Source organism: Caballeronia sp. AZ1_KS37 (assembly GCF_023631165.1).
In the GTDB taxonomy this organism is placed as follows: Bacteria; Pseudomonadota; Gammaproteobacteria; order Burkholderiales; family Burkholderiaceae; genus Caballeronia; species Caballeronia zhejiangensis.
Genome location: NZ_JALQDP010000038.1, coordinates 43,054 through 68,656 on the forward strand (window position 1 = coordinate 43,054; position 25,603 = coordinate 68,656).

A 25,603-nucleotide genomic window follows, 5' to 3' on the forward strand; every position below is an offset into this window, starting at 1 on the left:
ATGATCGAAATCGTCGTCAATGACGCGCGGCACTCGCTCGACAATGTACCGGAAGACATGCCGCTGTTGTGGGTGCTGCGCGATCGCATCGGTTTGACGGGCACGAAATTCGGCTGCGGCGGGGGCTTTTGCGGCGCATGCACGGTGCATCTCGATGGCGAGGCCGTGCGTTCGTGCCTGCTGCCGATAGCGGCCGTGGCGGGCAGGCGCATCACGACCATCGAAGGTCTTTCCAGGGACGGCACGCATCCGTTGCAGCGCGCGTGGGTTGCGGAAGACGTGCCGCAATGCGGCTATTGTCAGTCGGGACAGTTGATGCAGGCAGCGGCGTTTCTGAAGGGCAAACCGTCCGTGAGCGATGACGCCATCGCCGCTGCGATGTCCGGCAACATCTGCCGCTGCGGAACGTATGCGCGCATCCGCAAGGCCATCAAGCGCGCGGCGGCGGAGGTCTGAATGCGTATCGAACATCACGCAGCGCGCCGTCGTTTCATCAAGCAGAGTTCGGCGCTGCTGGCAGCGGGCCTATCCGTTGGATTTCGATTGCCCGATGCGTTGGCGAAGAACGGCGATGCTCATCCGCGTGACGGCGAATTCGAGCCGAACGCATGGGTGCGCGTGCTGCCCGACGACACGATCAAGCTCGTCGTCCACAAGCACGATTCGGGCACGGGCACGCGCACCGCGCTCGCCGCGCTCGTCGCCGAAGAGCTGGATGTCGATCCGTTTCGCATCGACGTCATCACGCCCGAGAATCCTTTCTATGCCGATTACATTCATCCCTTGTGGAAGGTGTTTTCCACGGGCGGAAGCACGAGCGTCTCGCTGGAATACGATCGCTTGCGGCGCGCGGGCGCGACTGCGCGTGCCATGCTGATCGAAGCCGCCGCGAAACAATGGAAGGTATCGCCGTCAACGTGCTCGACCGATAACGGCTTCGTGATCGACAAGGCGAGCGGCGCGCGTGCCAGCTATGGATCGCTTGCCGTCATCGCCGCGAGCTTGCCCGCGCCAAAAGACGTGCCGTTGAAAGACGCATCGCAATTCAGGTACATCGGCAAGCTGAGCAAGAAGCGCGACGCGGCGCAGAAGGTATGCGGCGCGTTCGCGTATGGCATCGACGTGCGTTTGCCCGGCATGCTCGTCGCGGTCGTGACGCGTGCGCCCGTCATCGACGCGCGCGTGCGCAGCGTCGATGCGAAAGAGGCGCTCGCCGTGCCCGGCGTGCGGCAAGTGCTGCCGATACCCGGACGTCCCGATGTGCTCGGCGGCAATCAGGCGGGCGTCGCCATTCTCGCCGACGACTACTGGTCCGCGCACAAGGGACAAGCCGCATTGCGCGTCGAATGGGAAGACAGTCCGTTCGAAAACTTCGATAGCCGCGATATGCCCGCGCGCCAGGCTGCATGGCTCGACGATCCCGCTGCGCGCGTCGTGCCGACCATCACGAACGGCGACGCCGATGCCATTCTCAAGCATGGCGCGCGCGTGATTCAGGCGTCTTATTCGATGCCGTACAAGGCCGCGAATCCGCTCGAACCCATCAACGTGACGGCGTGGTCGAAGGACGGCGGCATTGCGTATTGGGGCGGCTTGCAAGTGCCGTCGACGGCGCAGGAGGCGGCGCAAGTCATCGGCGGCATTCCGGCCGATCGTGTCGTGCTGCATGAACTGGTTTCGGGCGGCAGCTTCGGTGCGCGCGAATCGAAGTACTGGCTCTTCGAAGTCACATGGCTCGCGTTGCAAACCGGCAAGCCCGTCAAGCTGATGAACAGCCGCGAGGACGAAATGCGCGCGCTCTTCTATCACTCGGCGAGTCATCATCGCGCAAAGGCCACGCTCGATGCACGCGGCAATCTTTCGGCGCTGCAACTGCGCGCGGTGATGCCGGCATCGCCGGAACAATGGGAGCCGGGCTATTTCGATCGTCCCGATCGCATGGACTACAGCACCACGGAAGCAATCAGCAAGTTCGAGTTCGCGTATGGCGCGCCGAATGTGGATATCGGCTGGGTGCGTCATGAAACGGGCGTGCCAACGGGCTGGTATCGCGCGGTGAGTTATATCCCGAACGTGTTCGCGGTCGAATCGTTCATGGATGAAGCCGCGCATAAGGGACATCGCGATGCGGTGGACTTTCGCATCGCGCATATGAAGGACGCGCGCCATGTCGCGGTATTGCGCGAGGCCGCGATGCGGGCCGGCTGGGGCAAGCCGTTGCCGCGCGGCACCGCGCTCGGCGTTGCGACGAATCGCGCGTACGGCAGTTATGTCGCGGTGATCGCGCGCGTCTCGCGCAAGGATGACGGTATCGTGATCGAGAAGCTCACGTGCGTGGCCGACTGCGGGCTCGCGGTGTCGCCCGGCGGTGTGGAAGAGCAGCTATACGGCGGCTTGATGTGGGGACTCGGACACGCACTCGCCGACCGCATCGACATTCGGCACGGCCAGGTTCAGCAGTCCAATTTCGATGCGTATCGCGTGATGCGTATGAGCGACATGCCCGACATCGACATACGCATCATGCAGGGCGATCCGGCGAAGCCTGGCGGCGTAGGCGAGTTGTCGAGCCCGTCGGTTGCGCCGGCCGTTGCCAATGCCGTGTTCACGCTGACCGGCAAGCGCCTGCGCGAGACGCCGTTCGATTTGCGACGGCTCGCGTGAAGAAGTAACCGCTCAGGCGGCCAGCACTTCGTTGGCCGCCTCGACATTCGCGACAGCCGCCGCATGCTCGCGGATCAGGCGATAAACCGTCTCGCCCGGCACGGTTTCCGATTCGAGCAATTCATCGGCGATCGCGCGCAACACCGGCTCGTTGGCTTGCAGCAGCGCGAAGCATTCGTCGCTCAGATCGTGCAGCAACGCGTTCGCATGACCGATCGAATTCTTGAGCTGCAAGCCCGCATACTGCTGCGGCAACGCCGCAAGGCTGAACAGATTGCCTTCCTCGTTGAAGCCGAACTTCGACACCATATCGAGGCTGATGCGCGACGCCTCCTGAAGATCCGATGCCGCGCCGCTCGATGCTTCCTTGAACATGAGCAGTTCCGCGTTGCGCCCGCCGAGCAGCACCTGAATCTCGTTGCGCAATTCGGTTTCGCGATACAGATGCTTGTCCTGCATCTTCGTGATGAGCGCGACGCCCAGAGCGCCGCCGCGCGGCAGGATCGTCACTTCTTCGAGCACGCCGGTGCCGAGCAGCGCCGCAACGAGGCCGTGACCCGCTTCATGCACCGCGATGCGCGTGCGTTCGTCATCCGATAGCGCGCGTTCCGCGCCGTTCACATCGCCGATGCGCGCGATCTTGATCGCTTCGAGGAAATGCGCCGCCGATACTTCACGTTCGCCCGCCTTGCGCGCGACGAGTCCTGCCTGATTGACGATCATCGACAGCGTGGCGGGCGAGAGGCCCGTCGTCAGACGTGCGAGCTGATCGAAGTCGATGTCGTCGCGCTTCGTCTTCAAGCTGTCCGCGTAGAAACGCAGGATGTCCGCGCGATCTTCGACGCCCGGCAAACGCACTTGCACCGTGCGATCGAAACGGCCGGGACGACGCAGCGCTTCATCGAGATTGTCGGGATGATTCGTCGCCGCGACGATGATGACGCCTTCGTTCGATGCGAAGCCGTCCATCTCCGCGAGCAGTTGATTGATGATGCGATTGCTTTCCGCTTCGACCGGGCCGCCGCCGGTATCGGTGCGCTTGCCGAGGCCATCGGCTTCGTCGATGAAGATGACGGTCGGCGCATTCTTGCGCGCGAGCTCGAACAGATGCTTCACCTTCTGAATGCCGACGCCGTAGTACTTCGCGCTGAAATAACTGCCCGTGATCGCGATGAAGTTCGCGCCGCATTCGCCCGCGAGCGCCTGCGCGAGCCGCGTCTTGCCGACGCCCGGTCCGCCCGTCATCAGGATGCCGCAGGGCGCGCGCACGCCCATGCCGGTGAATTGCGCGGGCTCGGTGAGCCACGCGCGCACGTCGTTGAGCGCGGCTTTCGCTTCGCCCGCGCCGATGACGTCATCGAAACGCAGCGTCGGCGATTCGCCGAGCAATTGCGCGCCGCCGCGCATTTCGCGGCGCATGAACCAGAGAAGGCCGCCGATCATCAGGAGCGGCAGCAAGAGACTCAGCGCGTCGCGCGAACGGTCGAACATCTCGCTCCAGCGCGCAATGCCCGTGCGCACGTTGGCGTCGGGCAGCCATACGAGTTGATACGGCGAGGCCGCGTCGGGCTTCATATCGCCGAGCAGCAATGCGTTGGAGAACGCGCCGTTATGATCGGCCACGTAATACTTCTCGCCCTTCGTCGTGGAGACGAGAATCGCGTCGGGACTCACGCCGATCGTCGCGACATTCTTCGCGCGAATATCGGTCAGCATTTCCGATGCGTCTTTCTCGCGATGCGTCCACGGCGATGCGTCATTGCGCATCTGATTGGCGACGCCCGTCAGCGCCGCCGTCTGCGATTGCGCGGCCCGCACTTCATGGCGCCAATGCAGAAAGCCCGCGCCCGTCACGAGCGCGGCCGCGATCACACCATAAGCGATATATCGGCCAACGCGTGACCGCAGCGAATTCCTTGCCGGTTTCATCAATTCTGTCCAATGGGCCCGCACGCGCGGCGCCCTAAAGCAATCGTCGGAGGAATGGCATCCGAACGTGTGTCTCTTATCGTGCTTCGGTGGTGGGATGCCCGCGCGCATGTCTTGATGCTCAAGATGGCGAAGCGATCGACCTTGAACCGCAGATCGTCAACCATGCGAGCATGGCCCTGTTTGCAGGGATTGCTTCGCTGGAATGGTGCCCGTAATGCATGACCATTCGATAACGCGAAGCAGCGCGCGAACGAGCGTTCGACACGCCGTTTGAAATACACGTCCCCTTTTTTTTGATTAACGGCAGGTAACGGGTCTTCTTGACGGCAATGTAAAAAACGCGTGATCCGCGCTCGCAGCGTGATGCGGGTTTGATGGCGTATGCAGGACGAGGCCAAGGATAGCACGGCAGAAAACGATGCTCCATCCGGTAAGGAATACTGCTTGCTTACGCTAGAGAACTCCGCGCACATGGGGCGCGCGGCGTACTCGGACGAGAGGGAGATAACATCATGTTGTATTACGCGTTGGTCTTTTTCATCATCGCGATCATCGCTGCCGCGCTCGGATTCGGCGGTATCGCGGCGGGCGCGGCGGGCATCGCGAAGATCCTGTTCTTCATATTCCTCGTGATTTTCCTCGTGACGCTGGTAATGGGCCTCATGCGACGTTGACGGCTCTCAAGCAAAAGGCGTCGTGCCGAGGCTGGTCGGCACGACGCATTTTTTTTGTTCCTCGTTTAACGTAGCCGCCTGGACGAAAGATCGGTATCGTCGCAAATGACAACTTCTGGGTCATTTGCGCCATGCACATCGCGATACTCGCTCTCGATGGTCTCTTCGATACCGGCCTCGCCGTGACGCTCGACACGCTCAGAGCCGCGAACGCGTTGGCCGCGCGCACGATGGGCGGATCCCCGCGCTTCGATGTATCCACTGTTGGCGTGCGCAAGCGCGTGCGTTCGGGTCACGGCTTCGCGATTCCGGTGGAGCCCGTCACGCCCGATTTGAAGCCGGACTGGGTCATCGTTCCGGCGCTCGCCGCGACGACGCCGGAACTGCTGCTGCCCGCACTGGAACGCGCCGACGTCAAGGACGCCGTGCGGCAATTGCAGAAGTGGCGCGCGCAAGGCGTATCGATCGGGGCGTCCTGCATCGGGACGTTTCTGCTCGCGGAAGCAGGATTGCTCGATCATCGGCAGGCGACATCGACGTGGTCGCTCGCGCCGCTTTTCAGGCAACGCTATCCGCATGTTCTGCTCGACGAATCGCGGATGCTCGTGCCGACCGATATCGGCGTGACGGCCGGCGCCGCGATGGGGCATCTCGATCTCGCGCTGTGGCTCGTGCGCAAGTCGAGCCCCGAGCTGGCCGCGCTCGTGTCGCGCTTTCTGCTCGCCGATATCCGCACGTCGCAGGCGCCGTACATCATCCCGAACCATCTCGCGCAGGCAGATCCGCTGATCCAGCGTTTCGAGCGCTGGGCGCGCGACCATCTGAAGGAAGGATTTTCGCTGCAGCACGCGGCGAACGCGCTGGCGACGAGCACGCGCTCGCTTCAGCGCCGATGCCAGGAAGTGCTCGGCAAATCGCCGCTGGCGTACTTTCAGGACTTGCGCGTCGAACGCGCGCAATCGCTTCTGCACGGCAGCGGACTCGATCTCGAAGCGATCGCCGCCGAAGTCGGCTACGAAGACGGCGCGACTTTGCGAACGCTTTTACGTCAGCGCTTGGGACGCGGCGTGCGCGATCTGCGCGCCGGCCTGCGCTGACGATGCCTACAACGAACGCTCGATAGCCTTGCCGAGCAGATCGAGCCCGAGGTCGATCTCTTCCTCGCTCACGGTCAGCGGCGGCGCGATGCGGAACACGCCCCCCATGCCCGGCAATTGCACGATGTTCATGCTCAGGCCGAGATTCATGCATTCGCGCGTGATCTTCGCGCCGAGACCATCGGCGGGTTCCTTCGTGCGGCGATCCTTGACGATCTCCACGCCGAGCAGCAAGCCGCGGCCGCGCACGTCGCCGATGCAGTCGAAGCGCTCCATCAGATCGAGCAGGCCGCGTTGCAGGCGCGCGCTCATCACGTTCGCGCGCGCGACGAGGCCATCGCGTTCGACCACATCCAGCACGCGCAGGCCGACGGCGGCGGGCAGCGGATCGGATACGTGCGTCGTGTAGAACAGATAGCCGAGCGCATGCGCCTTCTCTTCGATTTCCGCCGATGTGACGACGGCCGCGAGCGGCAAGCCCGCGCCGAGCGTCTTCGATAGCGTGAGGATGTCGGGCGTGACGCCGTCGCGCTGGCACGCGAACATGGTGCCCGTCCGGCCGATGCCGGTTTGCGCTTCGTCGAGAATCAGCAGCATGCCGCGCTCTTCGCACTTGCGCTTTAGCGCCGCCATGTAGCCTTCCGGCAATTCGATGATGCCGCCAGAGCTCAGAATCGGTTCCGCGATGAACGCGGCGAGATTGCCGCTCGACTGCCGGTCGATGAGATCGAATGCGTAGTCGAGTTCCGCGAGCCAGTCGTATCGGCCGTTGTGCTCGAAGCGCGCGCGATATGGGAACGGCGCGGGAATCGCGAATGACCCGACCGCCGCGGGACCGACGCCCTTGCGCCCCGCGCTGTAAGTTGCGGACGCCGCGTGACCCGTCATGCCGTGCCACGACTGCGCAAAGCCGACGACTTCGTATTTTCCGGTGACGAGCTTCGCCATGCGGATCGCGGCCTCGTTCGATTCGGCGCCGGTGCTCAGCAAGAGCGCGCGATCGAGACCGGCGGGCGTGATATCGGCGAGACGCGTCGCGAGATCGACGACGGGACGCGACAGCATCCCGCTGAAGAGATGATCCAGCTTGCCCGCATATTCGCCGATCACCGACACGATCTCGGGATGGCTGTGGCCAAGCACGGCGCTCATTTGTCCGGAGGTGAAATCGAGGATCGCGCGGCCATCGGCATCGTAGACGAAGCTGCCTTGCGCGCGCTCGATGATCATCGGCTCGAACGTGCCGCCGTAGCGGATGAGGTGCTGTCTGGCGTTGCGCCAGAAAGTTGCGTCGTTGTTCAGGGACACCGTGCTTCTCCTGGCGGGATAGGAAGGAATCTGCAGTGTAGACAACGCTCAGGTTTTATAGAATCGAATAGTTCTAATGCGAGATAGAAGAGGCGCTAATACCTTGAGCCTGTCACTGGAAATCGAGTTGTTGCGCTCGTTTGCCGTCATCGCGGAAGTGCGCGCGCTGAGCCGCGCGGCCGAGCGCGTCGGACGGACGCAATCGGCGCTGAGCCAGCAGATGAAGCGGCTCGAGGATATCGTCGATCAGCCGCTTTTTCAGCGCACCGGACGCGGCGTCGTCCTGACGAATCCCGGCGAGCGCCTGCTGGTTCACGCACAGCGCATCCTGCGTCTGCACGACGAGGCGATGGCCGATCTGTGCGGAAAAGGCTTGTCGGGCAGCATCCGCTTCGGCTGTCCGGACGATTACGCCGCCGTGTTCCTGCCGAGCCTGCTGCGGCAATTTTCGAGTCAGCATCCGCACGCGCTGGTGGAAGTCGTGTGCGGGCCGACGCCCCGGCTCGCCGAGCAACTGAAAAAGCGCGCGCTCGATCTCGCGATGCTCTCGCTTCCCGAAGACAAACCCGGCGGCGAGGTCATCCGGCGCCAGCAACTGGTCTGGATCGGCTGTCCGGGGATGGATTCCGCGCATTACGATCCGTTGCCGCTCGCGCTCTCCGATCCGGACACGCTCGATCACATCGCCGCATGCGAAGCCTTGCAGCGCGCGGGCAGGGCGTATCGCATCGCGTACGCGAGCAGCAGTCTCGCGGGGCTCACGGCGCTGGTGCGCTCGGGGCAGGCGTTCGCGGTCATCACGCAGACCGCCGTGCCCGCCGATCTGTGCGTGCTGAATGCGGATGCCGGGTTGCCGGCCTTGCCGGGCGTCGGCATATCGCTGAAGTTCGCGCGCGAGCGTCCTTCGATGTTGACATCGGCGTTCGCGGAACACATCCGTCTCACGCTGCCGTTGTTGTGATGCAAGACCGATTGCGCGAATTGGGCCGCAAAACGGCCGCTTTCCGGCACATCGCGCATCGGGGACGCGGGCTAAGATACTTTCCATCTCCTCTAGCTCTTTCTTCTCAGGGAATGAGCGACTTTTGCGTCGTGCGGATAGCCTCTGCACGACGTTTTTCTTTGTGCGCGCCGGGCTACACTAGCCGCTCGTTTTCCGCACCCCGAACGCCATGCCGACTCGCAAACCCGCCACCGCCGATGCGTTGCAAGATCCGGCATTGTTGCGGCGTCTGTTGCGCGCCAAAGATCGCATGGACGCGTGTTCGCACGAGGACTGGCCGGTCAGCCGTCTGGCCGAAGTCAGCGGGGTCTCCGAAGCGCATTTCGCGCGATCGTTCAAGCGCGCGTTCGGCGTTCCGCCGCATCGCTATCTGCTGACGCGGCGCATCGAGCAGGCCGTCACGCTGTTGCGCGACACCGAGCTCGCCATCACGGATATTGCCTTCGTCACCGGCTGGGAAAGTCTCGGAACGTTCGGCCGCATCTTTCGCGATATCACCGGCCACAGTCCGAGCGCGATGCGCGTGCAAGCGCGCGCCGGCGTCGACGCGCTCGATCGCGTGCCCGCGTGCGTGCTGAAGGCCGCGCAACGACCCGATCTCACGATCGCAGTTTTGGAGAAGCGGCGGCGCGGTGCGAAAGGTACAGTGCGGCCATCTTCAACGAAGGAGGTCACATGAATCAGGGCATCGGCGTGGTGGGCATCTATGTCGACGATCAGGACGAAGCGCTTGCGTTTTACGTCGACAAGCTCGGTTTTCGCGTTCATACCGACGTGCGCAACGGCACGTATCGATGGCTCACGGTGCAGCATCCGGATCAGCCGTCGTTTCAGCTCGGCCTGTTCGCGCCGGGCGCGCCGATCCACGACGATGCGACCGCGCAAACGCTGCGCGCGATGGTCGCAAAGGGCGCGATGCCGCCGCTCGTGCTGTCCGTCGCGGACTGCCGCGCGACTTACGAGCGGCTGAAGGCGAGCGGCGTGGAGTTCACGCAGGAACCGGTCGATCGCTACGGCAGCGTCGATGCCGGTTTTCGCGATCCCGCGGGCAATGGCTGGAAGATGATTCAAGCGCCATCGGGACGGTAAATGTCCTGATTAGCCGGGAGGATGAAGTCTGTTCGTAGAGTGCTTAGAACATGACCGAAACCTCATATCAACCGCCCCGAGACATGTCGACGCTCGTGCTGGCGTGGATCCGGCGCGCGCGCGAATCGCAGATTCGTCATTACACGATGGCCGACCGGCTGACGCGCTGCGGCAGACGGCTCGGGCTTGCGGTCATCGGCATCACGGCGGCGACGGGCACGTCCGCGTTTTTATCGCTCGTAGCGACGGCGGTGTCGCCGGATGTGCACGTCCTGATCGGGATGACGAGTCTGAGCGCCGCCGTGCTCGCCTCGTTGCAGACGTTTTTGCGCTATAGCGAGCGTGCGGAATTGCATCGCCGTGCGGGTGCGCAGTACGGCGCCGTGCGGCGGCGTCTCGAAGCGATTCATGCGGCAGATGTTTCTCTGCGTGATGCGTGTGTCGTCGATGCGGTGCGCGATGAACTCGACCAGATCGCACAGACGGCGCCGCATTTGCCGCGCGCATGAGCAACCATTAATAAAGTTCCGAGTGCTGATTAGTCATTGATTAGACGTAGCGAAGCGAAAGCCGCTATTCGGCTGACAAATGACCCTGTTCAAAAGGGGTTGTTTGTGCTTCCGAAACAATGCCCGGTGTGCTACGGTAATTCGTATGTATTACTTGCGACCGGACGATCGCTGATTGTCGATCGGCCTTCCGAAATGATTCGGATGGAGTGTGACAATGGAACAGCGAGGCGATGGCTCGCTTTATTTCGTCATCTGCCCCCGATGTGAAACCCTTTCATCAGTAGAAGAAAGCGTGTGCCCGTTTTGCGGCGCCGACCGCCACGGGGCCGTGCTGACGAGGGGCGCGGAGACAGCTCTGCGGGCAGTCGAGGCGGCGCGAGGCGTGACGCGCCAGTTTGCGCCACAGGGCGAAGTGGCCCGCGTGCGATGGCCGGCGCGTTCGAGAACATACGAAGCGCGTTTACCCGCGCCTGCGCGTGCCTCCATCGCCAATGGCGCTGCCGTGCTTGCGACGGGGCGTCCATCGCATTCGATACTCGCAACGGTCGTCATGGCCGCCGTCGTGCTCGGTGCGTGTTTTCTCGCGCGTGCTTACTTCGAGCAGCACGGATCGACACCGCGCGCGGGAACGCTGCCTGTGGCCGTGGCAGGCACGGTCCGTCCGATCGAGACGAAGGCCGCGCCGATCGCCGCCATTAATATCGATTCGGCGGACAGAATCGTGGACGGCCCGCTGCGCTCCGCCGCGCGTCCGTCAGCGGAAGCTGCGTCGCCACTGATTCCTGTCACGGCATCGAGCAAGGACAGCACGCGGCAGAGCGTGATTCCCGAACGCTCGATCGCAAAAAAACCGTCGACGCACGGCGCGAAGCAATCGGTCAAGACGTCGAAAGCGAATCCCGTATCTAAGTCGGCTTCTGCATGTTCGCGCAAGTCCGAGCGCGCGTGCGCTGAAGCAGCGAAAGGCCGCGTATCCAGGACCGAGCCGAAGCAGCGTCAGACGCGCGCGGCGCCGCCTGCTGCGCCCGTCGCACGAGCGAAAACCGACACGAAGGAATTTCAGAAGGTCGCGGCCATCGCTCCGGCGGTGAAGCCCGCGATGACCGCCGACGATAGCTGGCGTCCGAGCAAGAAGAAGAACTGAAAACCCGCGCGGATCGGAAAGGAAAGGGAAGCGCTTCGCGCGGGACGCGAAGCGCGCTGACGATCTTATTCGACGGCTTCCCAGTGTTCGTCGACGGTCTTGTCGGTTACGCGTACCTTCGCGACCATGGGCGCATAGCCGCGCAGCTTGATTTCATCGACGGCGAGCCGCTCTGAACGATAACTCTGCTGCGTCATTCTCGTACCGTCAGGGAATTCGAGCGCGTAACCGTCGATCGGTCCCCACTGGCCCTTCGGCATCGGTTCGACATAGACATTCTGCATCGCGTTTCTCCAGCTTGATTGGAAAGCACCGGGCGGTTCGCATTGGCGAACGTGCGCCTCTTGTATAAGAGGTTAGCGAAGAAAGGGACGCGGCCGGCGACGATGCGCGACATCGCGAAGCAAATAATTATCGAAGTAAATCAATGCTCTAGTTGCGGGTTCCCATGATGAGAAAGCCCATTCTCCGATATGCAACTCGCGGCATGCTGCCATGCAGCGCGCGTTTTCGTGAAACGGACCTTCATTGCATATCGTGGAAGTCAGTGATGCACGGCGCTGCGGCGATCGGCATCGAGATAGTTGTTGATCGTCGGCGCGACGTCCGCCGCGACGGATGCGAAGCGAAAGCCGTTGCGTCCCTTGCGCTTCGCTTCGTACATCGCGCGATCCGCGTCGCCGAGCATCGCTTCGGCGGACGTGTCGAAGCCGCCCGCGCACATCGCGATGCCGACGCTCGTGCCGAGATGCGCTTCGACGCGGCCGAGTTCGAACGGCCGTCCGATCGCGCGGCAAATGTCCTGCGCGATGCGGCTGCATGCACTCGATGACGAAATCCCGCGCGCCAGCAGCACGAATTCATCGCCGGCGAGGCGGCAGACGAGATCGCCCGCGCGCGTCGTCTTCTTCAGGCGCGCGGCCACCTGTATCAACAGCGCGTCGCCGACGTCGTGACCGTGCTGATCGTTGATGCTCTTGAAGCCGTCAAGGTCCATGAAGAAGAGCGCGAAAGGCACGGCGTCATCGCGAGCGGCATCGACGGAAAGCGCGAGTTGCTCGGCGAGCGCGCGCCGGTTCGGCAGGCCCGTGAGCGCGTCCAGCATGACTTCGGAGCGCATCTGATTTTCGCGCCGCTTGGTCTCGGTAATGTCCTGCGACATGATGTAGAAACCGGCAATTTCCTCGCGCTGAAACTCGGGAATATACGTCGCGTTCCAGACGCGGCTCGGCGCGCCTTCATAGACGATGTCCTCGTGCGTCACGCGTTCGCCGGCGAGCACGCGGCGAAAGTAAGGCAGACAGCGCTCGAAGATCGACGCGCCTATCGTGTCGCGCACAGTCTTGCCACGCAACGCCGAAGGCTCGACGCCGAACACCTCGCGATACACCTGATTGTTGAAGCGATAGCGCAGGTCAGCATCGACGTGTGCGATGAGAACGGGCAGATTGTCCGTGATCGTCTGCAGCGCGGCGCGATTGCTGGTGAGCTCGCGCGTGCGTTCGAGCACGCGGCGCTCCAGTTCCTGCCGATAATCGCGCAACACCTGTTCGCTGTATTTGCGGCTCGAGATGTCGTGCGCGACGCTCACGAAATGCAGCGGCTCGCCGCGTTCGTCCCGAATCAGCGCGACGGAAAGCTCGACCCAAACCGGCTCGCCGTTACGGCGGCAATATCGTTTTTCCAGCGTATACGTCTTGCTCGTGCCGTCGAGCAGTTCCGCGACGAGTTGCAGATCGGCCGACAGATCCGCTTCGTCGGTGATCTGCTGAAAGGTCATCGTGACGAGTTCATCGGCGCTATAACCGGTGATTTCGCACAGCTTCGGATTCACTTCGACGAAGCGGCCCTCCAGATCGACGATAGCCTTGCCCGTCGGCGTCTGTTCGAAGATCGTATGAAAGCGCGTCTCGGACAGGCGCAGCTTGCGGCGGTCGGCTTCCTGAATCTCACGCGTTTCGTGCGCGGCTTCGCGCTGCACGATCTCGCGCTCGACGGTCGCCGCGAGATCGCACAGCGCGGCCTGCGTGCTTGCCGTGAGTTTGCGCGGCTTCGTGTCGATCGCGCAAAGCGTGCCGAGCACGAGACCTCTGGACGAGCGCAACGGCACGCCCGCATAGAAGCGGATGTGTGGCGCGCCCCTGACGAGCGGATTGCCGGCGAAGCGCGCATCCGCGTGAGCGTCCTCGACGAGCAGCAGACGTTCGGAGTGAAGCGCGTGCGCGCAGAACGACACGTCGCGCGCGGTTTCGCATACATCGAGTCCGACACGCGACTTGAACCATTGCCGATGTTCATCGACGAGCGATACCAGCGCGATCGGCACCTGCAACAGCTCGGCGACGACGCGCGTTACGCGGTCGAACACTTCTTCCTGTGGCGTGTCGAGCAGGTCGAGACTGCGCAGCAACTGGAGCCGCTTCGCTTCGTCGGCGGGCAGAGGCGCCGTGTGCCATTCGTGTACGGGTTGCAAGGTTCTTCTCGATTCGGTATTCGCCATCGGGCCCAATGCCACGATGAGCAATTTATCGAACCTTCCGCAATCCCGATTCGCCGATCAAAGGCCGGCTTTTCCCTCAGTTCGCGAGATGTGCCTTACGGACGAAATGACGTAGAGCGGTCATAGCCCCAGGCAAACCGCCCCGACCGCGACCACCACGCAGGCGAGCCAGCGCCTCGCGCTGACGGCTTCCTGAAGGAACACGCGCCCGATGAGCGCCGCGAACACGACGCTCGTTTCGCGCAACGCGGAGACCGTGCCCATCGCGCCGGATTGCATCGCCCAGATCACGATGCCGTAAGCCGCGATCGACACGAGGCCGCCCGCGAGCGACGAACCCACGGCCATCGGCGCTCGCTTCACGGGCGTCCATAGCGCCGCGGGCCCGCGTTTCGCGACGAAAATCATCGGCATGAACCAATAGAACATGAACATCCACGCGGTGTAGGTGAGCGCTTCGCCATCGGACAGACGCACGCCGATGCCGTCGATCACCGTGTAGATCGCGATGGTCACGCCCGTCGTCAACGCGGCGAGCACCCCCGCGCGCGATACGCGGCCGCCCTGCAATGCAAGCGCGATGATGCCGCCCGAGATCAGCACGATCCCGAGCGCATGCAGCAGGCCGATCGCCTCGTGCGCGAAGATGGCCGCGCCGAGCGTGACGAGCATCGGCGACGATCCGCGCGCGATCGGATAAGCCTGCGCGAGATCGCCGCGCCGATACGAGCGCACGAGGCTCACGTTGTAGACGATATGCACGAGCCCCGACGCGACGATGTAGGGCCACGCGGCTTTCGCGGGCATCGGCAGATAGAAGACGACGATCGCGGACACGGCGCCGATCGCGATGCTCATCCACGTCATCGAGAAGAACCGGTCGCGGTTGCCATGGAGCATCGCGTTCCAGCTTGCGTGGAGCACGGCTGCCAAGAGAACGACACCGCCGGTGTAGGTGAACATGCTTTCTTATGTCGGTTATATGACGGATAGTTACTAGAATAACTATCTTGTGAGCCGCTCACAAACCATATAAATTGCATCGTCGCGTTAGAAAAGCTCTTGCGAATGAGACCGGCATTGCCTTCACTCAATGCGTTGCGCGCTTTTGAAGCCGCTGGGCGACTCGGTAGCTTCAAGGAAGCCGCAGCCGAGCTGCATGTCACGCACGGGGCGATCAGCCAGCAAGTGCGTTTGCTCGAAGCGTGGCTCGGCGCGCCCCTGTTCGAGCGTCATAACCGGCGTGTGGTGTTGACCCCGGCGGCGCGCGTTTATCTCGCGCAAATCGGTCCGCTCTTCGATCGGCTCTCGCAGGCCACGGCGCGCTATGGCGTGTCCGAGGCCGTGTCGCGCACGCTCACCGTGAATGCGCCCGCTACCTTCACGTTGCGCTGGCTCGTGCCGAGGCTCGAACAATTTCGCGCGCGTCATCCCGATGTGGAAGTCAGGATAGAGACATCGAACGAACCGGTAGAAAGCCTGAAGGACACATACGACATCGTGATTCGCGGCGGCCCCGACACGTTTTACGGTTACGTGATGCGGCGCTTTCTCGAAGAGGAACGTCTGCCGGTGTGCAGCCCCACGCTGTCCAAACGTCTTCCTTTGCAGACGCCTGAAGACTTGCGGCGGCACACGCTGCTGCACACGTCGAGCTTGCCGCGCGTCTGGCCGGATTGGCTCGCGCAGGCGGGCATCGCGGCGCTCACGCCAGCGGCGGTGCTCACCTTCGATCACTTCTATCTGACCTTGCAGGCCGCTGTCGATGGCATGGGCATCGCGATGGGCCCGACCGCGCTCGTCGCCGACGATCTCGCGTCAGGCCGTCTCGTTGCGCCATTCGACGGGCCGCGTTTGCCGTCGCGAAGCTATTGCACGTATGTCGCCGATGAGAAAGCGGGGCACGATCTGATCGTGCTGTTTCGCGCATGGCTCGAACAAGAAGGACAAGCGTTCGCGACCGAGCACGACGTGTGAGCCTGCGCCGCGCTGCATTCGTGCGAACTATGCAGAAATTTAACTATCTGGTTAGAATGCACGGGTTTACGCTAATGCCCCGGCCGGTCTGACTGATCGCGCGGGACATGCGATCCAGCCGCGCACATCGGCGCACGCGTTCATGCGTCGCCGCTTCTCGCGTGTCGCGGTATCGACTTCACGGAACGCTTTCATTCCGCGGTGCGATACGGCCGCGGCATTCCTGTCGTCGCCGAAGCGGATCGCATGGCAGACTCCTGGAGAAGATTTCGATGTCTACGAGTAAAGCCCGTCTTTCAGCCGCGCTGAGAGCAGGGTGTGTTGTGCTGGGCCTCGCGCTGTTGGCCACTGGTCTGATTTTCGTCGTCGGCGGCGCAAAGCTCGCGCTTCTGCACGGCAGCGCGTATTTCGTGATCGCGGGAGCGGTTATCGTCGTATCCGCGGTGCAGTTCATGCGGGCGAAGTCGTCGGCTGTGCTCGCCTTCGGCGCGGTATTTATCGGCACGCTCGTGTGGGCGCCCATCGACGGCGGTTTCGATTTCTGGCCGCTCGTGTCGCGGCTGATGCTGCCCGCCGGCTTCATGATGCTCGCGCTGCTTACGTGGCCATCGTTGCGCACGCATGAGACCGGCAAGCCCGCGTCGAAGCGCGCGTATGCGTTCGCTGGCGTCATCGCGCTTTGCATGCTCGTTACCTTCGTGCAGATGTTCGAGCCGCATCCGACCGTCGCATCCGATGGCAATGAAACGCCGCTCGTGCCCGTCGCGAAGGAGCACGCGCAGAAGGACTGGAGCAACTACGGCAACACGGCCGGCGGCAGCCGCTTCGTGGCGCTCGATCAGATCACGCGCGATAACGTGAAGGATCTGCGTGTCGCGTGGACCTTCCATACGGGCGATGTCCCCGAAAGCCCGACCGGCAACGGCGCGGAAGATCAGGAGACGCCACTGCAGATCGGCGACCGCATCTACCTGTGCACGCCGCACAACAACGTGATCGCCGTCGATGCCGACAGCGGCAAGCAGATCTGGAAGCGCGAGATCAACGCGCGGGCGCAGGTCTGGAACCGCTGTCGCGGCCTCGCGTATTTCGATGCGACGAAACCTGTGGCGCAACCGACGATAATCGGTTCGACGCCTGTGACCCCCGTTTCCATCGCGGCGGGCGCAAGCTGCCAGCGCCGCTTGCTGATGAACACGATCGATGCGCGTCTCGTCGCCATCGATGCCGACACCGGCGCGCTGTGCGAAGGCTTCGGCGAACACGGCTTCGTGAACCTGAAAGCGGGTCTCGGCGCGGCCGACGATCCGAAGTATCAGCTCACGTCGGCGCCGACGCTCGCGGGCACGACCGTCGTCGTGGGCGGACGCGTGGCCGACAACGTGCAGACCGACATGCCGGGCGGCGTATTGCGCGGCTTCGACGTCATTACCGGCGAGATGCGCTGGGCGTTCGATCCGGGCCACGACGACCCCAACGCGCGCCTGCAACCGGGTCAGACTTACGCGCGCAGCACGCCGAATTCGTGGGCGCCGATGTCCTACGACGCCGCGATGAACACTGTCTTCATCCCGATGGGCAGCTCGTCGGTGGACTTGTGGGGCGGCAATCGCACGCCGCTGGATCACAAGTACGCGACGTCGATCCTCGCGCTCGATGCGACCACCGGCAAAGAAAAGTGGGTGTACCAGACGGTCCACAACGATCTGTGGGACTTCGACGTTCCGATGCAGCCGAGCCTCGTCGACTTTCCCGAGAAGGATGGATCGACGAAGCCCGCGGTCGTGTTCGGCACGAAATCCGGTCAGATCTTCGTGCTCGACCGCATGACGGGCAAGCCGCTTACGCGCGTCGAAGAACGCAAGGTGAAGACGGGCACGATCGCGCAGGAACAGTACTCTTCGACGCAGCCGTTCTCGGCCGGCATGCCGACGATCGGCGCGGACACGCTGAAGGAATCCGACATGTGGGGCGCGACGCCGTTCGATCAGTTGATGTGCCGCATCAGCTTCAAGTCGATGCGCTATGACGGCCTCTTCACCGCCCCCGACACCGATGTCTCGCTGAGCTTCCCGGGATCGCTCGGCGGCATGAACTGGGGCAGCCTGTCGACGGATCCGAATCATCACGTCGTCTTCGTGAACGACATGCGCCTCGGTCTCTGGGTGCAGATGATTCCGCAAAAGACCGACAGCGCGCCCGCGAGCAACGGCGGCGAAGCCGTCAACACGGGCATGGGCGCGGTGCCGCTGAAGGGCACGCCGTATGCCGTGAACAAGAACCGCTTCATGTCGCCGCTCGGCATTCCGTGCCAGAAGCCGCCGTTCGGCACGCTCTCCGCGGTCGATCTGAAGACGCAAAAGATCGTGTGGCAAGTGCCCGTCGGCACCGTGCAGGACACGGGTCCGTTCGGCATCAAGATGCGCGTGAAGATGCCCATCGGCATGCCGACGCTCGGCGGCACGCTCGCGACGCAAGGCGGCCTCGTGTTCATCGCGGGCACGCAGGACTATTATCTGCGTGCGTTCGACAGCGCCACCGGCAAGGAAGTGTGGAAGGCGCGCTTGCCGGTCGGAAGCCAGGGCGGTCCGATGAGCTATGTGTCGCCGAAGACGGGCAAGCAATACGTGCTGATTTCGGCGGGCGGCGCGCGGCAATCGCCGGATCGTGGCGATTACGTCATCGCGTATGCATTGAACCGCTGATCGTACGAACCGAAGATTTCATGCGTCTGACCAACACTTTCATTTGCCTGCTGGCTGTATCGATGCTGTGCGGCATCGGCGCAACGTCCGCGCATGCGCAGAGCGCCGTGACCTTGTACGGCAGCATCGATACGAGCATCGAAGTGACGAACCCGGGCTCGTCGTGGACTCCGCGCATGGACTCGGGCGCGTATCGCGGCTCGCGCTTCGGCTTGCGCGGCTACGAGCAATTGAGCGACGATACGCGTCTGCTCTTCGATCTGGAAAGCGGCTTCAGTTCCGCCGACGGCACCTTCGCGACGGCCAACACGATCTTCAATCGACAGGCGTGGATCGGGCTCGGCGCGCCGTGGGGCGAGTTGCGCTTCGGCCGGCAGTATTCGCCGATCTACATTCCGTTCAAGGGCGGACTCGATGCATTCGGTGCGGGCACGATCGCGTCGGGGCTCAACAATCTGTCGAAGATCACGCCTTACACGAATAACGGCATCACGTATCTGTCGCCCGATTTTCACGGCTTCACGACGACGCTCATGGTCGCATTGCGCGATAGCGGCAACGGCAACGGGCTATCGGGGAACTACGAGACGTTCGCGTATCACAGCGGGCCGTTTCGCATTTCGTACGCGCATCAGGACACGCAAGGCGACACCGGCTTGCGTGCGAATCTCGGCGGCGTGTCGTATCGCTTCGGCAAGACGACGGCCTTCCTCTCGTACTTCAACGGCGATGGCGGGTCGCCGCGCTATCACAACGACGGTCTTTCGGTCTCGATGCGCTACGCGGTGACGCCGCGCCTGCGCGCATCGCTCGGCTATGCGTATGCACGCGATCGCTCGGGCAGCGATAACGACGCTGACCAGTTCAGCGTTGCGTGCGAATACGATCTCTCGCCGAAGGTGCTGCTTTACGCGAGCGGCGCGATGCTGCGCAATCATGGCGACGCGACCTTCACGCTGCGCGGCGTGAACGTAGTCGGGATTCCGGCGGCTTATCCCGGCGCGCCGGTGCGCGGCGTGCAGGTTGGCATGATCGACCGGTTCTGATTCTCAGCGTCTTTTCTTCGCGTCATCGAGGCACGCCGCGAGCTTCTCGAAGTAATCCAGTGCTTTTCGCGTCGGCACGACGGTCTTGATGCGCAGATCGTCGCTGCTTTCATCGACGGATACGAGGCCTTGCTTTCTGAGGTTCGTCAGCTTGCGATGCACCGTCGCCGGCGCGCCCGCGATAGACAGCGCCATCGTCTCCGTGACCGTCAGCGCATGGCCCGCGTGCCACGACGCCGTGAGCGCTTCGAGCAAGCGTTCTTCGGCAGCATCGAGCTTCGGCACCGAAGGCAATGCCTGCACTGCCTGAGCCAGATTCAGGAAGCGGAAATAGGCATCGAAGACGCTCTTTTTGGCCATGAAGAAATCGCTTTTAGGGAACGAACCGATCATAGCATTTGCGATATACGGCAAACCACAATCGACGATCTATTTATCAAGTTGATAAGTAAGTGCTAAGATAGTGCGTCGAGCAAGGTCGCAATACAAGGGAGCAATACGAAGAGCGGACGAGTGAGCGCGTTTCGCTATTGCCCGAGCGATTTCCCGGGAGGGCAGGGGCGTGGTTCAGGAACGCGATAACAACTACATCACGGCGCATTTCATCGAGCAGGAGATCGAACATCTCGCGAGGATGATCCGCTCGCGCCACTGGCATCGCAGCGCGGCGTGGCCCGTTTCGTACTGGCGCGAGCGCATCGAGGAATTGCAGCATGCGCCCGCCATCGCGCCGCTTCAGCGCATGGAGCTCGAATCGCTTCTGAACGAACTGGAGCGCATCGCGGCCAAACTCGAATCGTCGGCGAATTACGGCGGAAGAGCGCAAGGCCAGACGCGCACGATGCGCGACGCATGAATTCGCGCGGTGCTGCGATAAGATGTGCGTCCTTACCGCCGCTCACTGGCACGCCGCCAATGTCTTCCCTTCAACTTCGCTTATGTTCCGTCGTCGGAACGGCGCTCGTCTTTATCACCTCGCTCTGGGCCAATCAGGAAATCTTTACTCATTCCGAGTTCGTGCGAGGCGTGAACTGGATTTATCTTCCGGCCGGCATTCGGCTGCTCAGCACGCTGTTGTTGGGCGCGGACGGCGCACTCGGGCTGCTTTTCGCAAGCTGGCTCGTCGATTTCTTTTATTTCTTTCCAAATGATCCGGTGAGATCTTTCGTCGGCGGCATCATTGCGACCGTCGCGCCTTATGCCGTGTATCGACTCGCGCGCGAGATCTATGGACTCGACGCGTCGCTATCGAATCTGACGGCGGGCAGATTGATGATGCTCACCGTCGCTTATGCGCTTGCCGGTCCGCTGCTGCATAACATCTGGTTTTATCTTCAGGGCGATACGGAGCATATCGTCGCGCGATTCTTCGCGATGTTCATCGGCGATCTTGCCGGGACCATGATCGTCATCTATACGCTCAAAGCCTTGCTGCATTTCCTGCCCGTTCCGCGCGCGCCGAACCGCTAATCGTGCGACGCGCGCGCCGCATGCACGTCAGCCGAACCACTTCATCATCAGCGTGGCGAACACGACCATGCCCGCGCCGCCGATGCGCGTCGAAATCTGCGCGAAGGGCATGAGTCCCATGCGATTCGACGACGACAGAATCGCGACATCGCCGGTGCCGCCGAGACCGCTATGGCAAGCGGTGATGATCGCCGCTTCGACTGGATACATCTTCAGCCACGCGCCGACGAAGAATCCCGATACGACCATCGCCGCGACCGTCGACGCGCAGATCACGAAGTACGCGGGCGAGAATGCGCCGACGAGCTTGTCCCACGACACGAAGAGCGTGCCCAGTCCGACGAGGATCGCGAAGGTGAGATTCGTCGACATGAACTTGTAGATCTGATACGCGCCGATCTCCATGCGTTCGGGAATCGCGCGCACGACCTTCAGCACGGCGGCTGCGACGATCATCAGCACGGGTCCGGGAATGCCGGTGACGGGCGCGAGCAGCATGCCGAGAATGAACAGCGTGCAGCCGAGCAGCAGCCCGAAACCCATCAGGCGCAGATCGAGCGCGGCCTCGGCTTTCTGTTCCTTCAGCAGCGCCTGATCGTCGCCGCTCTTCACGAGCATGCCGTCGCCGCTATATGCGCGATGTTTCTCGCCGAAGCGCTTGAGCAAGCCGCTCGCGAGAATCGCGACGACGTTGCCGATGAGCGCGGCGGGCACCATCATCGCGATCAGATGACCTTGCGCCGCGTAGGTGATTTCCGCATAACCGATCGACAAGGGCAGAATGCCTTCGCCGATGCCCCCACCCAGAATCGGCATGACGATATAGAAGAACGTGTGCTTCGGGTCATAGCCGAACATCAGTCCGACTAGCACGCCCGCCGCGATCGCCGTCACCGTGCCGACCAGCAATGGCACGAACATCTTCAGAAAGCCTTGAATCAGGATCTTGCGATTCATGCCGAGAATGCTGCCCGCGACGAGACACGCGATATAGAGGTATTGCAGGTTCGCGGTCTTCATCGTCGTGGTGATGGCCTTGAGCGCGGCATCGTCCATCAGCTTGTAGCCGAGCAGCGCCGAAGGCACGAAGAGACAGAGAATCGCGGGCCCGCCGATATGCCTGAACACCGGAATGCGTTTGCCGATTTCGCCGAGCAACAGGCCCGATAACATCAGCACGGCGAAGCCGCCGATCATGTCGTTCGGCAATTTGCCGGTGATGGCGGCGAGTATCGTGACCAGTGCGAGCGCGACGAACATCGCGACCGGCATGCCGCCGATGGTCATCAACGAAATGCGCGCGCGCAGTCCGAGCGGCGTCGCGCCCGTGCGCAACGAAGGGCTTTCCATATCGTGTCTCCTGATTGAGAAGTGATGCGGCGATGGACGCTCGTGCGTCTCTTTTTCGCCTTACGCTGCTTGCTTGTTGCGTAGCGCGGGCAAATCGATCTTCATCCACGGATGCAGCGCCTCGTGCTTCGCTTCGAATGCGCGGATCGCGTCGCTGTCGGCGAGCGTCATGCCGATCATGTCCAGTCCTTCGATGAACATGCGCTTCTGTCGCTGCGGAAGATCGAACGCGTAGTGCGTGCCGTCGCTCGTGCTCACGCGTTGATTCGCGACGTCGATGGTCAACTGATTCGTCTTTGCATCGCTCGCGAGCGCGCTCAATGCAGCGACGACGGCTTCATCGAGCGCGATGAGCAGCAAGCGATTGTTCTGCGCGTTGAAGTAGAAGATTTCGCCGAAGCTCGGCGCGATAACGGCATCGATTCCCGCTTGCTGCAAGCCCCATACGGCGTGCTCGCGGCTCGATCCGCAGCCGAAGTTCGCGCCCGCGATGAGAATGCGCGCGCCCGCATAGTCGGGCCTGTTCAGCACGAAGTCTTTGCGTGCGTTGCCCGATGCATCGAAGCGCAAGTCATACAGAACGCCGCGCGCGAGACCGGACTTGTCGATGCCGAACAGAAACTGCTTCGGCATGATCTGGTCGGTGTCGAGATTGTTCAGCGGCAACGGCGCGGCGATGCCGGTCAATGTTGCGTGTTCAGACATGCTCCAGCTCCTTGCGTACGTCGACGATACGGCCCGCGAGCGCGGCGGCGGCAGCCATCGCGGGACTCATCAGATGGGTGCGGGCGCCGCGTCCCTGGCGGCCCTCGAAATTGCGGTTGGTCGTGGACGCGCAGCGCTGGCCGGGTTGCAGGATGTCGTCGTTCATCGCGAGGCACATCGAGCAGCCAGGCTGACGCCATTCGAAGCCCGCCTCGATCAGCGCGCTGGCGATGCCTTCGCGTTCCGCCTGCTCGCGGACCATGCCGGAACCGGGCACGACCATCGCACGCACGGAAGGCGCGACCTTGCGGCCGCGCACGATATCGGCGACGGCGCGCAAGTCTTCGATGCGCGCGTTCGTGCATGAACCGATGAATACGTGATCGATCGCGAGGCCCTCGATCGCCTGATTGGCATCGAGTCCCATGTAGTCCAGCGCCTTCGATGCATTGCGTTGCGCGACCGGTTCATCGGCGAGGCGGGGAATGCGCGCATCGATCGCGATGGCCTGATCCGGGCTCGTGCCCCATGTGACGAACGGCGCGACATCGCGCGCGTCGAAGCGATGCGTGATGTCGAACGATGCGTCGGCGTCGGACGCGAACTGCTTCCATTGCGCGACGAATGCATCGGTTCCGATGCGCTCGGCGACATAGCGAATCGTCGTCTCGTCGGGGGCGATCAACGCACCGCGCGCACCTGCTTCGACGGTCATGTTGCACAAGGTCATGCGCGCCTCGGCGGAGAGCGCATCGATCGCGCTGCCCGCATACTCGACGACGTAACCGCGCGCGCCCTGCGCACCGATCTTCGCGATGATGTAGAGCACGAGATCCTTCGATGTCGTGCCGCGAGGCAGCGCGCCATCCACGACGATGCGCATGTCCTTCGCGACGCGATAGACGAGCGTCTGCGTCGCGAGCACATGTTCCACTTCCGATGTGCCGATGCCGAAGCCCAGCGCACCGAGTGCGCCATACGTCGTGGTGTGACTGTCGCCGCACAGCACGACCATGCCGGGGCGAATCAGGCCGATCTCCGGCGCGACCACATGCTCGATGCCTTGCGCATGGTCGCGCACATCGAACAGATGGATGCCGTGCTCCGCGCAGTTGCGCGTGAAGTTCGCGGCCTGCTGCGCGGCGGCGTCGATCCTGATCGTGCGCTTGTCGACCGCGACGGGATGCGTCGGAATCACATGATCGACGACACCCATCTGCTTTTCCGGGCAACGCACCGGCAGGTTTTTTTGCGCGAGTCCCGCGAATGCTTGCGGGCTCGTGTACTCGTTCATGATGTGCAGGTCGGCGTAAAGCGCGACGTGTTCATCGTCGACGTGAAAAACCGTGTGGCTGTCCACGATCTTCCGATAAAGCGTCTGTCCCATGCTGTCTCCGTTCTTGCTTCTCCGATCAGTCGAAGCCAGTGTAATTCGATAACGGAGACCGTAAAATGCAGCTTGTCTTAACCCATTGTTAAGCTAAATTTAAAAATGGACTCGATCGCCGACCTGGAGTTTTTCGCGCGGCTCGTCACGCAAGGCAGCTTGTCGGCGCTCGCGCGCGAGCTCGGCGTGACACCGCCCGCCGTGAGCGCGCGCCTCAGCCAGCTCGAACGGCGTCTCGGCGTGAAGCTGCTGAACCGCACGACGCGGCGGCTCGCGATGACGCAGGAAGGCGAGCTCTATCTCGGCACCGGCTCGCGCCTGCTCGAACAGGTGCAGGAACTGGAACGCATGGTGTCGAGCAGCCGCGATCTGCCGCGCGGCCTGTTGAAAGTGAACGCGACGTTCGGCTTCGGGCGGCGTCATATCGCGCCGGCGCTGTCGGAGTTTCGTCGGCAATATCCGGATGTCGAAGTGCAGCTCGATCTCACCGATCGTCCGATGAATCTCGCCGAATTCGCGTTCGATGTCGGCATTCGCTTCGGTGAATTGCCGGACATGCGCGTGGTCGGCAGAAAGATCGCGGCGAACCGGCGCTTCGTATGCGCAGCGCCGGCGTATCTGCAAGCGCATGGCACGCCGAAGGAGCCGGACGATCTGCGCGGTCATCGCTGCATCGTGCTGCGCGAGAACGACACGGCGTACGGCACCTGGCATTTCACGAAGGGCAAGCGGCACGAAACGGTGAAAGTCCACGGCACGATGAGCAGCAACGATGGCGAAGCGACGCTGCGCTGGGCGCTCGACGGTCACGGCGTGCTGACGCGTTCCGAATGGGACGCGCAGTCGTTTATCGATTCCGGCGCGCTCGAACGCGTGCTCACCGACTGGTCGATGCCGCCCGCCGATATCTATGCGATCTATCCCGAGCGGCTGAATTTGTCGGCGAAAGTGCGCGTATTCATCGAGTTCCTTGAGCGGTATCTGAAGCGGGTGTGATGCTTGCTGAATCGCGGGCATGACATCGCCGACGACGGAGGCCA

At 62.7% G+C, this 25,603-nt stretch carries 24 protein-coding genes; 15 read left to right on the forward strand and 9 right to left on the reverse strand.

The window, feature by feature from the left end; translation table 11 throughout:
* On the forward strand, positions 1-456 hold the full coding sequence (locus tag NCS00_RS25885) for a (2Fe-2S)-binding protein (RefSeq protein WP_175980241.1): 456 nt from the start codon (positions 1-3) through the stop codon (positions 454-456).
* Positions 457-2,664: a xanthine dehydrogenase family protein molybdopterin-binding subunit gene (locus NCS00_RS25890; protein WP_250441358.1), complete on the forward strand. Its 2,208-nt coding sequence runs from the start codon at positions 457-459 to the stop codon at positions 2,662-2,664.
* Between the two features lie 12 nt (positions 2,665-2,676).
* Here NCS00_RS25890 and NCS00_RS25895 read toward each other — a convergent pair whose 3' ends face one another.
* Positions 2,677-4,593: an AAA family ATPase gene (locus NCS00_RS25895; RefSeq protein WP_250441359.1), complete on the reverse strand. Its 1,917-nt coding sequence runs from the start codon at positions 4,591-4,593 to the stop codon at positions 2,677-2,679.
* 515 nt (positions 4,594-5,108) lie between these two features.
* On the opposite strand from NCS00_RS25895, the gene NCS00_RS25900 reads away from it, so the two are divergent.
* Together NCS00_RS25900 and NCS00_RS25905 are read left to right on the forward strand one after the other, a co-directional pair.
* The gene (locus NCS00_RS25900; RefSeq protein WP_008346326.1) at positions 5,109-5,270 is read left to right on the forward strand and encodes a DUF1328 family protein; all 162 of its coding nucleotides are present in this window, start codon (positions 5,109-5,111) and stop codon (positions 5,268-5,270) included.
* A 131-nt stretch (positions 5,271-5,401) separates the two neighbouring features.
* Complete coding sequence (locus NCS00_RS25905) at positions 5,402-6,367, forward strand: GlxA family transcriptional regulator (protein ID WP_250441360.1); 966 nt, start codon at positions 5,402-5,404, stop codon at positions 6,365-6,367.
* Between the two features lie 6 nt (positions 6,368-6,373).
* Here NCS00_RS25905 and NCS00_RS25910 read toward each other — a convergent pair whose 3' ends face one another.
* The gene (locus tag NCS00_RS25910; RefSeq protein ID WP_008346328.1) at positions 6,374-7,675 is read right to left on the reverse strand and encodes an aspartate aminotransferase family protein; all 1,302 of its coding nucleotides are present in this window, start codon (positions 7,673-7,675) and stop codon (positions 6,374-6,376) included.
* A gap of 76 nt (positions 7,676-7,751) precedes the next feature.
* Here NCS00_RS25910 and NCS00_RS25915 point away from each other — a divergent pair, with 76 nt between their 5' ends.
* From NCS00_RS25915 to NCS00_RS25935, 5 genes are all read left to right on the forward strand, one after another.
* Positions 7,752-8,636, forward strand: coding sequence for a LysR family transcriptional regulator (locus NCS00_RS25915; protein ID WP_250441361.1), 885 nt, complete (start codon positions 7,752-7,754; stop codon positions 8,634-8,636).
* Positions 8,637-8,847: 211 nt separating this feature from the next.
* On the forward strand, positions 8,848-9,357 hold the full coding sequence (locus tag NCS00_RS25920) for a helix-turn-helix domain-containing protein (RefSeq protein WP_008346330.1): 510 nt from the start codon (positions 8,848-8,850) through the stop codon (positions 9,355-9,357).
* Positions 9,354-9,767, forward strand: coding sequence for a VOC family protein (locus tag NCS00_RS25925; RefSeq protein ID WP_008346331.1), 414 nt, complete (start codon positions 9,354-9,356; stop codon positions 9,765-9,767). The genes NCS00_RS25920 and NCS00_RS25925 overlap by 4 nt, the downstream gene beginning before the upstream one ends.
* A gap of 50 nt (positions 9,768-9,817) precedes the next feature.
* Complete coding sequence (locus NCS00_RS25930) at positions 9,818-10,276, forward strand: SLATT domain-containing protein (protein ID WP_250441362.1); 459 nt, start codon at positions 9,818-9,820, stop codon at positions 10,274-10,276.
* Positions 10,277-10,781: 505 nt separating this feature from the next.
* A complete protein-coding gene (locus NCS00_RS25935) occupies positions 10,782-11,423 on the forward strand; it encodes a hypothetical protein (protein ID WP_250441363.1) in 642 nt (213 codons plus the stop codon).
* Positions 11,424-11,488: 65 nt separating this feature from the next.
* Here the strand turns inward: NCS00_RS25935 and NCS00_RS25940 are convergent, their stop codons facing one another.
* From NCS00_RS25940 to NCS00_RS25950, 3 genes are all read right to left on the reverse strand, one after another.
* Positions 11,489-11,707, reverse strand: coding sequence for a hypothetical protein (locus NCS00_RS25940; RefSeq protein ID WP_008346335.1), 219 nt, complete (start codon positions 11,705-11,707; stop codon positions 11,489-11,491).
* Positions 11,708-11,967: 260 nt separating this feature from the next.
* Positions 11,968-13,896: a bifunctional diguanylate cyclase/phosphodiesterase gene (locus tag NCS00_RS25945; protein WP_250441364.1), complete on the reverse strand. Its 1,929-nt coding sequence runs from the start codon at positions 13,894-13,896 to the stop codon at positions 11,968-11,970.
* Positions 13,897-14,043: 147 nt separating this feature from the next.
* On the reverse strand, positions 14,044-14,886 hold the full coding sequence (locus tag NCS00_RS25950) for an EamA family transporter (RefSeq protein WP_250441365.1): 843 nt from the start codon (positions 14,884-14,886) through the stop codon (positions 14,044-14,046).
* Between the two features lie 105 nt (positions 14,887-14,991).
* Here NCS00_RS25950 and gcvA point away from each other — a divergent pair, with 105 nt between their 5' ends.
* From gcvA to NCS00_RS25965, 3 genes are all read left to right on the forward strand, one after another.
* Positions 14,992-15,900 (forward strand): transcriptional regulator GcvA, encoded by a 909-nt coding sequence (gene gcvA / locus NCS00_RS25955; protein WP_250437592.1) that lies wholly within the window; start codon positions 14,992-14,994, stop codon positions 15,898-15,900.
* A 272-nt stretch (positions 15,901-16,172) separates the two neighbouring features.
* Complete coding sequence (locus NCS00_RS25960; protein ID WP_250441366.1) at positions 16,173-18,605, forward strand: glucose/quinate/shikimate family membrane-bound PQQ-dependent dehydrogenase; 2,433 nt, start codon at positions 16,173-16,175, stop codon at positions 18,603-18,605.
* Positions 18,606-18,667: 62 nt separating this feature from the next.
* Positions 18,668-19,651, forward strand: a complete 984-nt coding sequence (locus tag NCS00_RS25965) for a porin (RefSeq protein WP_502801602.1) — start codon at positions 18,668-18,670, stop codon at positions 19,649-19,651.
* Positions 19,652-19,654: 3 nt separating this feature from the next.
* Here the strand turns inward: NCS00_RS25965 and NCS00_RS25970 are convergent, their stop codons facing one another.
* A complete protein-coding gene (locus NCS00_RS25970; RefSeq protein WP_250441368.1) occupies positions 19,655-20,011 on the reverse strand; it encodes a winged helix-turn-helix domain-containing protein in 357 nt (118 codons plus the stop codon).
* 202 nt (positions 20,012-20,213) lie between these two features.
* Between NCS00_RS25970 and NCS00_RS25975 the strand changes: the two genes are divergently transcribed.
* Positions 20,214-20,507 carry a hypothetical protein gene (locus NCS00_RS25975; RefSeq protein ID WP_008346348.1) on the forward strand — a complete coding sequence of 98 codons (294 nt, stop codon included), beginning with the start codon at positions 20,214-20,216 and terminating at the stop codon, positions 20,505-20,507.
* 59 nt (positions 20,508-20,566) lie between these two features.
* Positions 20,567-21,121 carry a hypothetical protein gene (locus NCS00_RS25980; RefSeq protein WP_175980231.1) on the forward strand — a complete coding sequence of 185 codons (555 nt, stop codon included), beginning with the start codon at positions 20,567-20,569 and terminating at the stop codon, positions 21,119-21,121.
* A gap of 27 nt (positions 21,122-21,148) precedes the next feature.
* On the opposite strand, the gene NCS00_RS25985 is transcribed toward NCS00_RS25980, so the two are convergent.
* Genes NCS00_RS25985 through leuC form a run of 3 tightly spaced genes read right to left on the reverse strand, consistent with a single transcriptional unit; the run spans position 21,149 to position 24,563 of the window.
* A complete protein-coding gene (locus NCS00_RS25985) occupies positions 21,149-22,471 on the reverse strand; it encodes a 2-hydroxycarboxylate transporter family protein (RefSeq protein WP_250441369.1) in 1,323 nt (440 codons plus the stop codon).
* Between the two features lie 60 nt (positions 22,472-22,531).
* Complete coding sequence (gene leuD, locus NCS00_RS25990) at positions 22,532-23,176, reverse strand: 3-isopropylmalate dehydratase small subunit (RefSeq protein ID WP_250441370.1); 645 nt, start codon at positions 23,174-23,176, stop codon at positions 22,532-22,534.
* Positions 23,169-24,563 carry a 3-isopropylmalate dehydratase large subunit gene (leuC, locus tag NCS00_RS25995; protein ID WP_250441371.1) on the reverse strand — a complete coding sequence of 465 codons (1,395 nt, stop codon included), beginning with the start codon at positions 24,561-24,563 and terminating at the stop codon, positions 23,169-23,171. Before leuC ends, leuD begins: the two co-directional genes overlap by 8 nt.
* Before the next feature lie 105 nt (positions 24,564-24,668).
* Here leuC and NCS00_RS26000 point away from each other — a divergent pair, with 105 nt between their 5' ends.
* A complete protein-coding gene (locus NCS00_RS26000; RefSeq protein ID WP_239295314.1) occupies positions 24,669-25,559 on the forward strand; it encodes a LysR family transcriptional regulator in 891 nt (296 codons plus the stop codon).
* The last annotated feature ends 44 nt before the right edge of the window (positions 25,560-25,603 follow it).

Excerpts from the sequence above, each read along its gene's own strand:
- NCS00_RS25885 (WP_175980241.1), top strand. The coding sequence starts at position 1 with ATGATCGAAATCGTCGTCAATGACGCGCGGCACTCGCTCGACAATGTA.
- NCS00_RS25890 (WP_250441358.1), top strand. The coding sequence starts at position 457 with ATGCGTATCGAACATCACGCAGCGCGCCGTCGTTTCATCAAGCAGAGT.
- NCS00_RS25895 (WP_250441359.1), bottom strand. The coding sequence starts at position 4,593 with ATGAAACCGGCAAGGAATTCGCTGCGGTCACGCGTTGGCCGATATATC.
- NCS00_RS25900 (WP_008346326.1), top strand. The coding sequence starts at position 5,109 with ATGTTGTATTACGCGTTGGTCTTTTTCATCATCGCGATCATCGCTGCC.
- NCS00_RS25905 (WP_250441360.1), top strand. The coding sequence starts at position 5,402 with ATGCACATCGCGATACTCGCTCTCGATGGTCTCTTCGATACCGGCCTC.
- NCS00_RS25915 (WP_250441361.1), top strand. The coding sequence starts at position 7,752 with ATGCGAGATAGAAGAGGCGCTAATACCTTGAGCCTGTCACTGGAAATC.
- NCS00_RS25920 (WP_008346330.1), top strand. The coding sequence starts at position 8,848 with ATGCCGACTCGCAAACCCGCCACCGCCGATGCGTTGCAAGATCCGGCA.
- NCS00_RS25925 (WP_008346331.1), top strand. The coding sequence starts at position 9,354 with ATGAATCAGGGCATCGGCGTGGTGGGCATCTATGTCGACGATCAGGAC.
- NCS00_RS25930 (WP_250441362.1), top strand. The coding sequence starts at position 9,818 with ATGACCGAAACCTCATATCAACCGCCCCGAGACATGTCGACGCTCGTG.
- NCS00_RS25940 (WP_008346335.1), bottom strand. The coding sequence starts at position 11,707 with ATGCAGAATGTCTATGTCGAACCGATGCCGAAGGGCCAGTGGGGACCG.
- NCS00_RS25950 (WP_250441365.1), bottom strand. The coding sequence starts at position 14,886 with ATGTTCACCTACACCGGCGGTGTCGTTCTCTTGGCAGCCGTGCTCCAC.
- gcvA (WP_250437592.1), top strand. The coding sequence starts at position 14,992 with ATGAGACCGGCATTGCCTTCACTCAATGCGTTGCGCGCTTTTGAAGCC.
- NCS00_RS25960 (WP_250441366.1), top strand. The coding sequence starts at position 16,173 with ATGTCTACGAGTAAAGCCCGTCTTTCAGCCGCGCTGAGAGCAGGGTGT.
- NCS00_RS25965 (WP_502801602.1), top strand. The coding sequence starts at position 18,668 with ATGCTGTGCGGCATCGGCGCAACGTCCGCGCATGCGCAGAGCGCCGTG.
- NCS00_RS25970 (WP_250441368.1), bottom strand. The coding sequence starts at position 20,011 with ATGGCCAAAAAGAGCGTCTTCGATGCCTATTTCCGCTTCCTGAATCTG.
- NCS00_RS25980 (WP_175980231.1), top strand. The coding sequence starts at position 20,567 with ATGTCTTCCCTTCAACTTCGCTTATGTTCCGTCGTCGGAACGGCGCTC.
- NCS00_RS25985 (WP_250441369.1), bottom strand. The coding sequence starts at position 22,471 with ATGGAAAGCCCTTCGTTGCGCACGGGCGCGACGCCGCTCGGACTGCGC.
- leuD (WP_250441370.1), bottom strand. The coding sequence starts at position 23,176 with ATGTCTGAACACGCAACATTGACCGGCATCGCCGCGCCGTTGCCGCTG.
- leuC (WP_250441371.1), bottom strand. The coding sequence starts at position 24,563 with ATGGGACAGACGCTTTATCGGAAGATCGTGGACAGCCACACGGTTTTT.
- NCS00_RS26000 (WP_239295314.1), top strand. The coding sequence starts at position 24,669 with ATGGACTCGATCGCCGACCTGGAGTTTTTCGCGCGGCTCGTCACGCAA.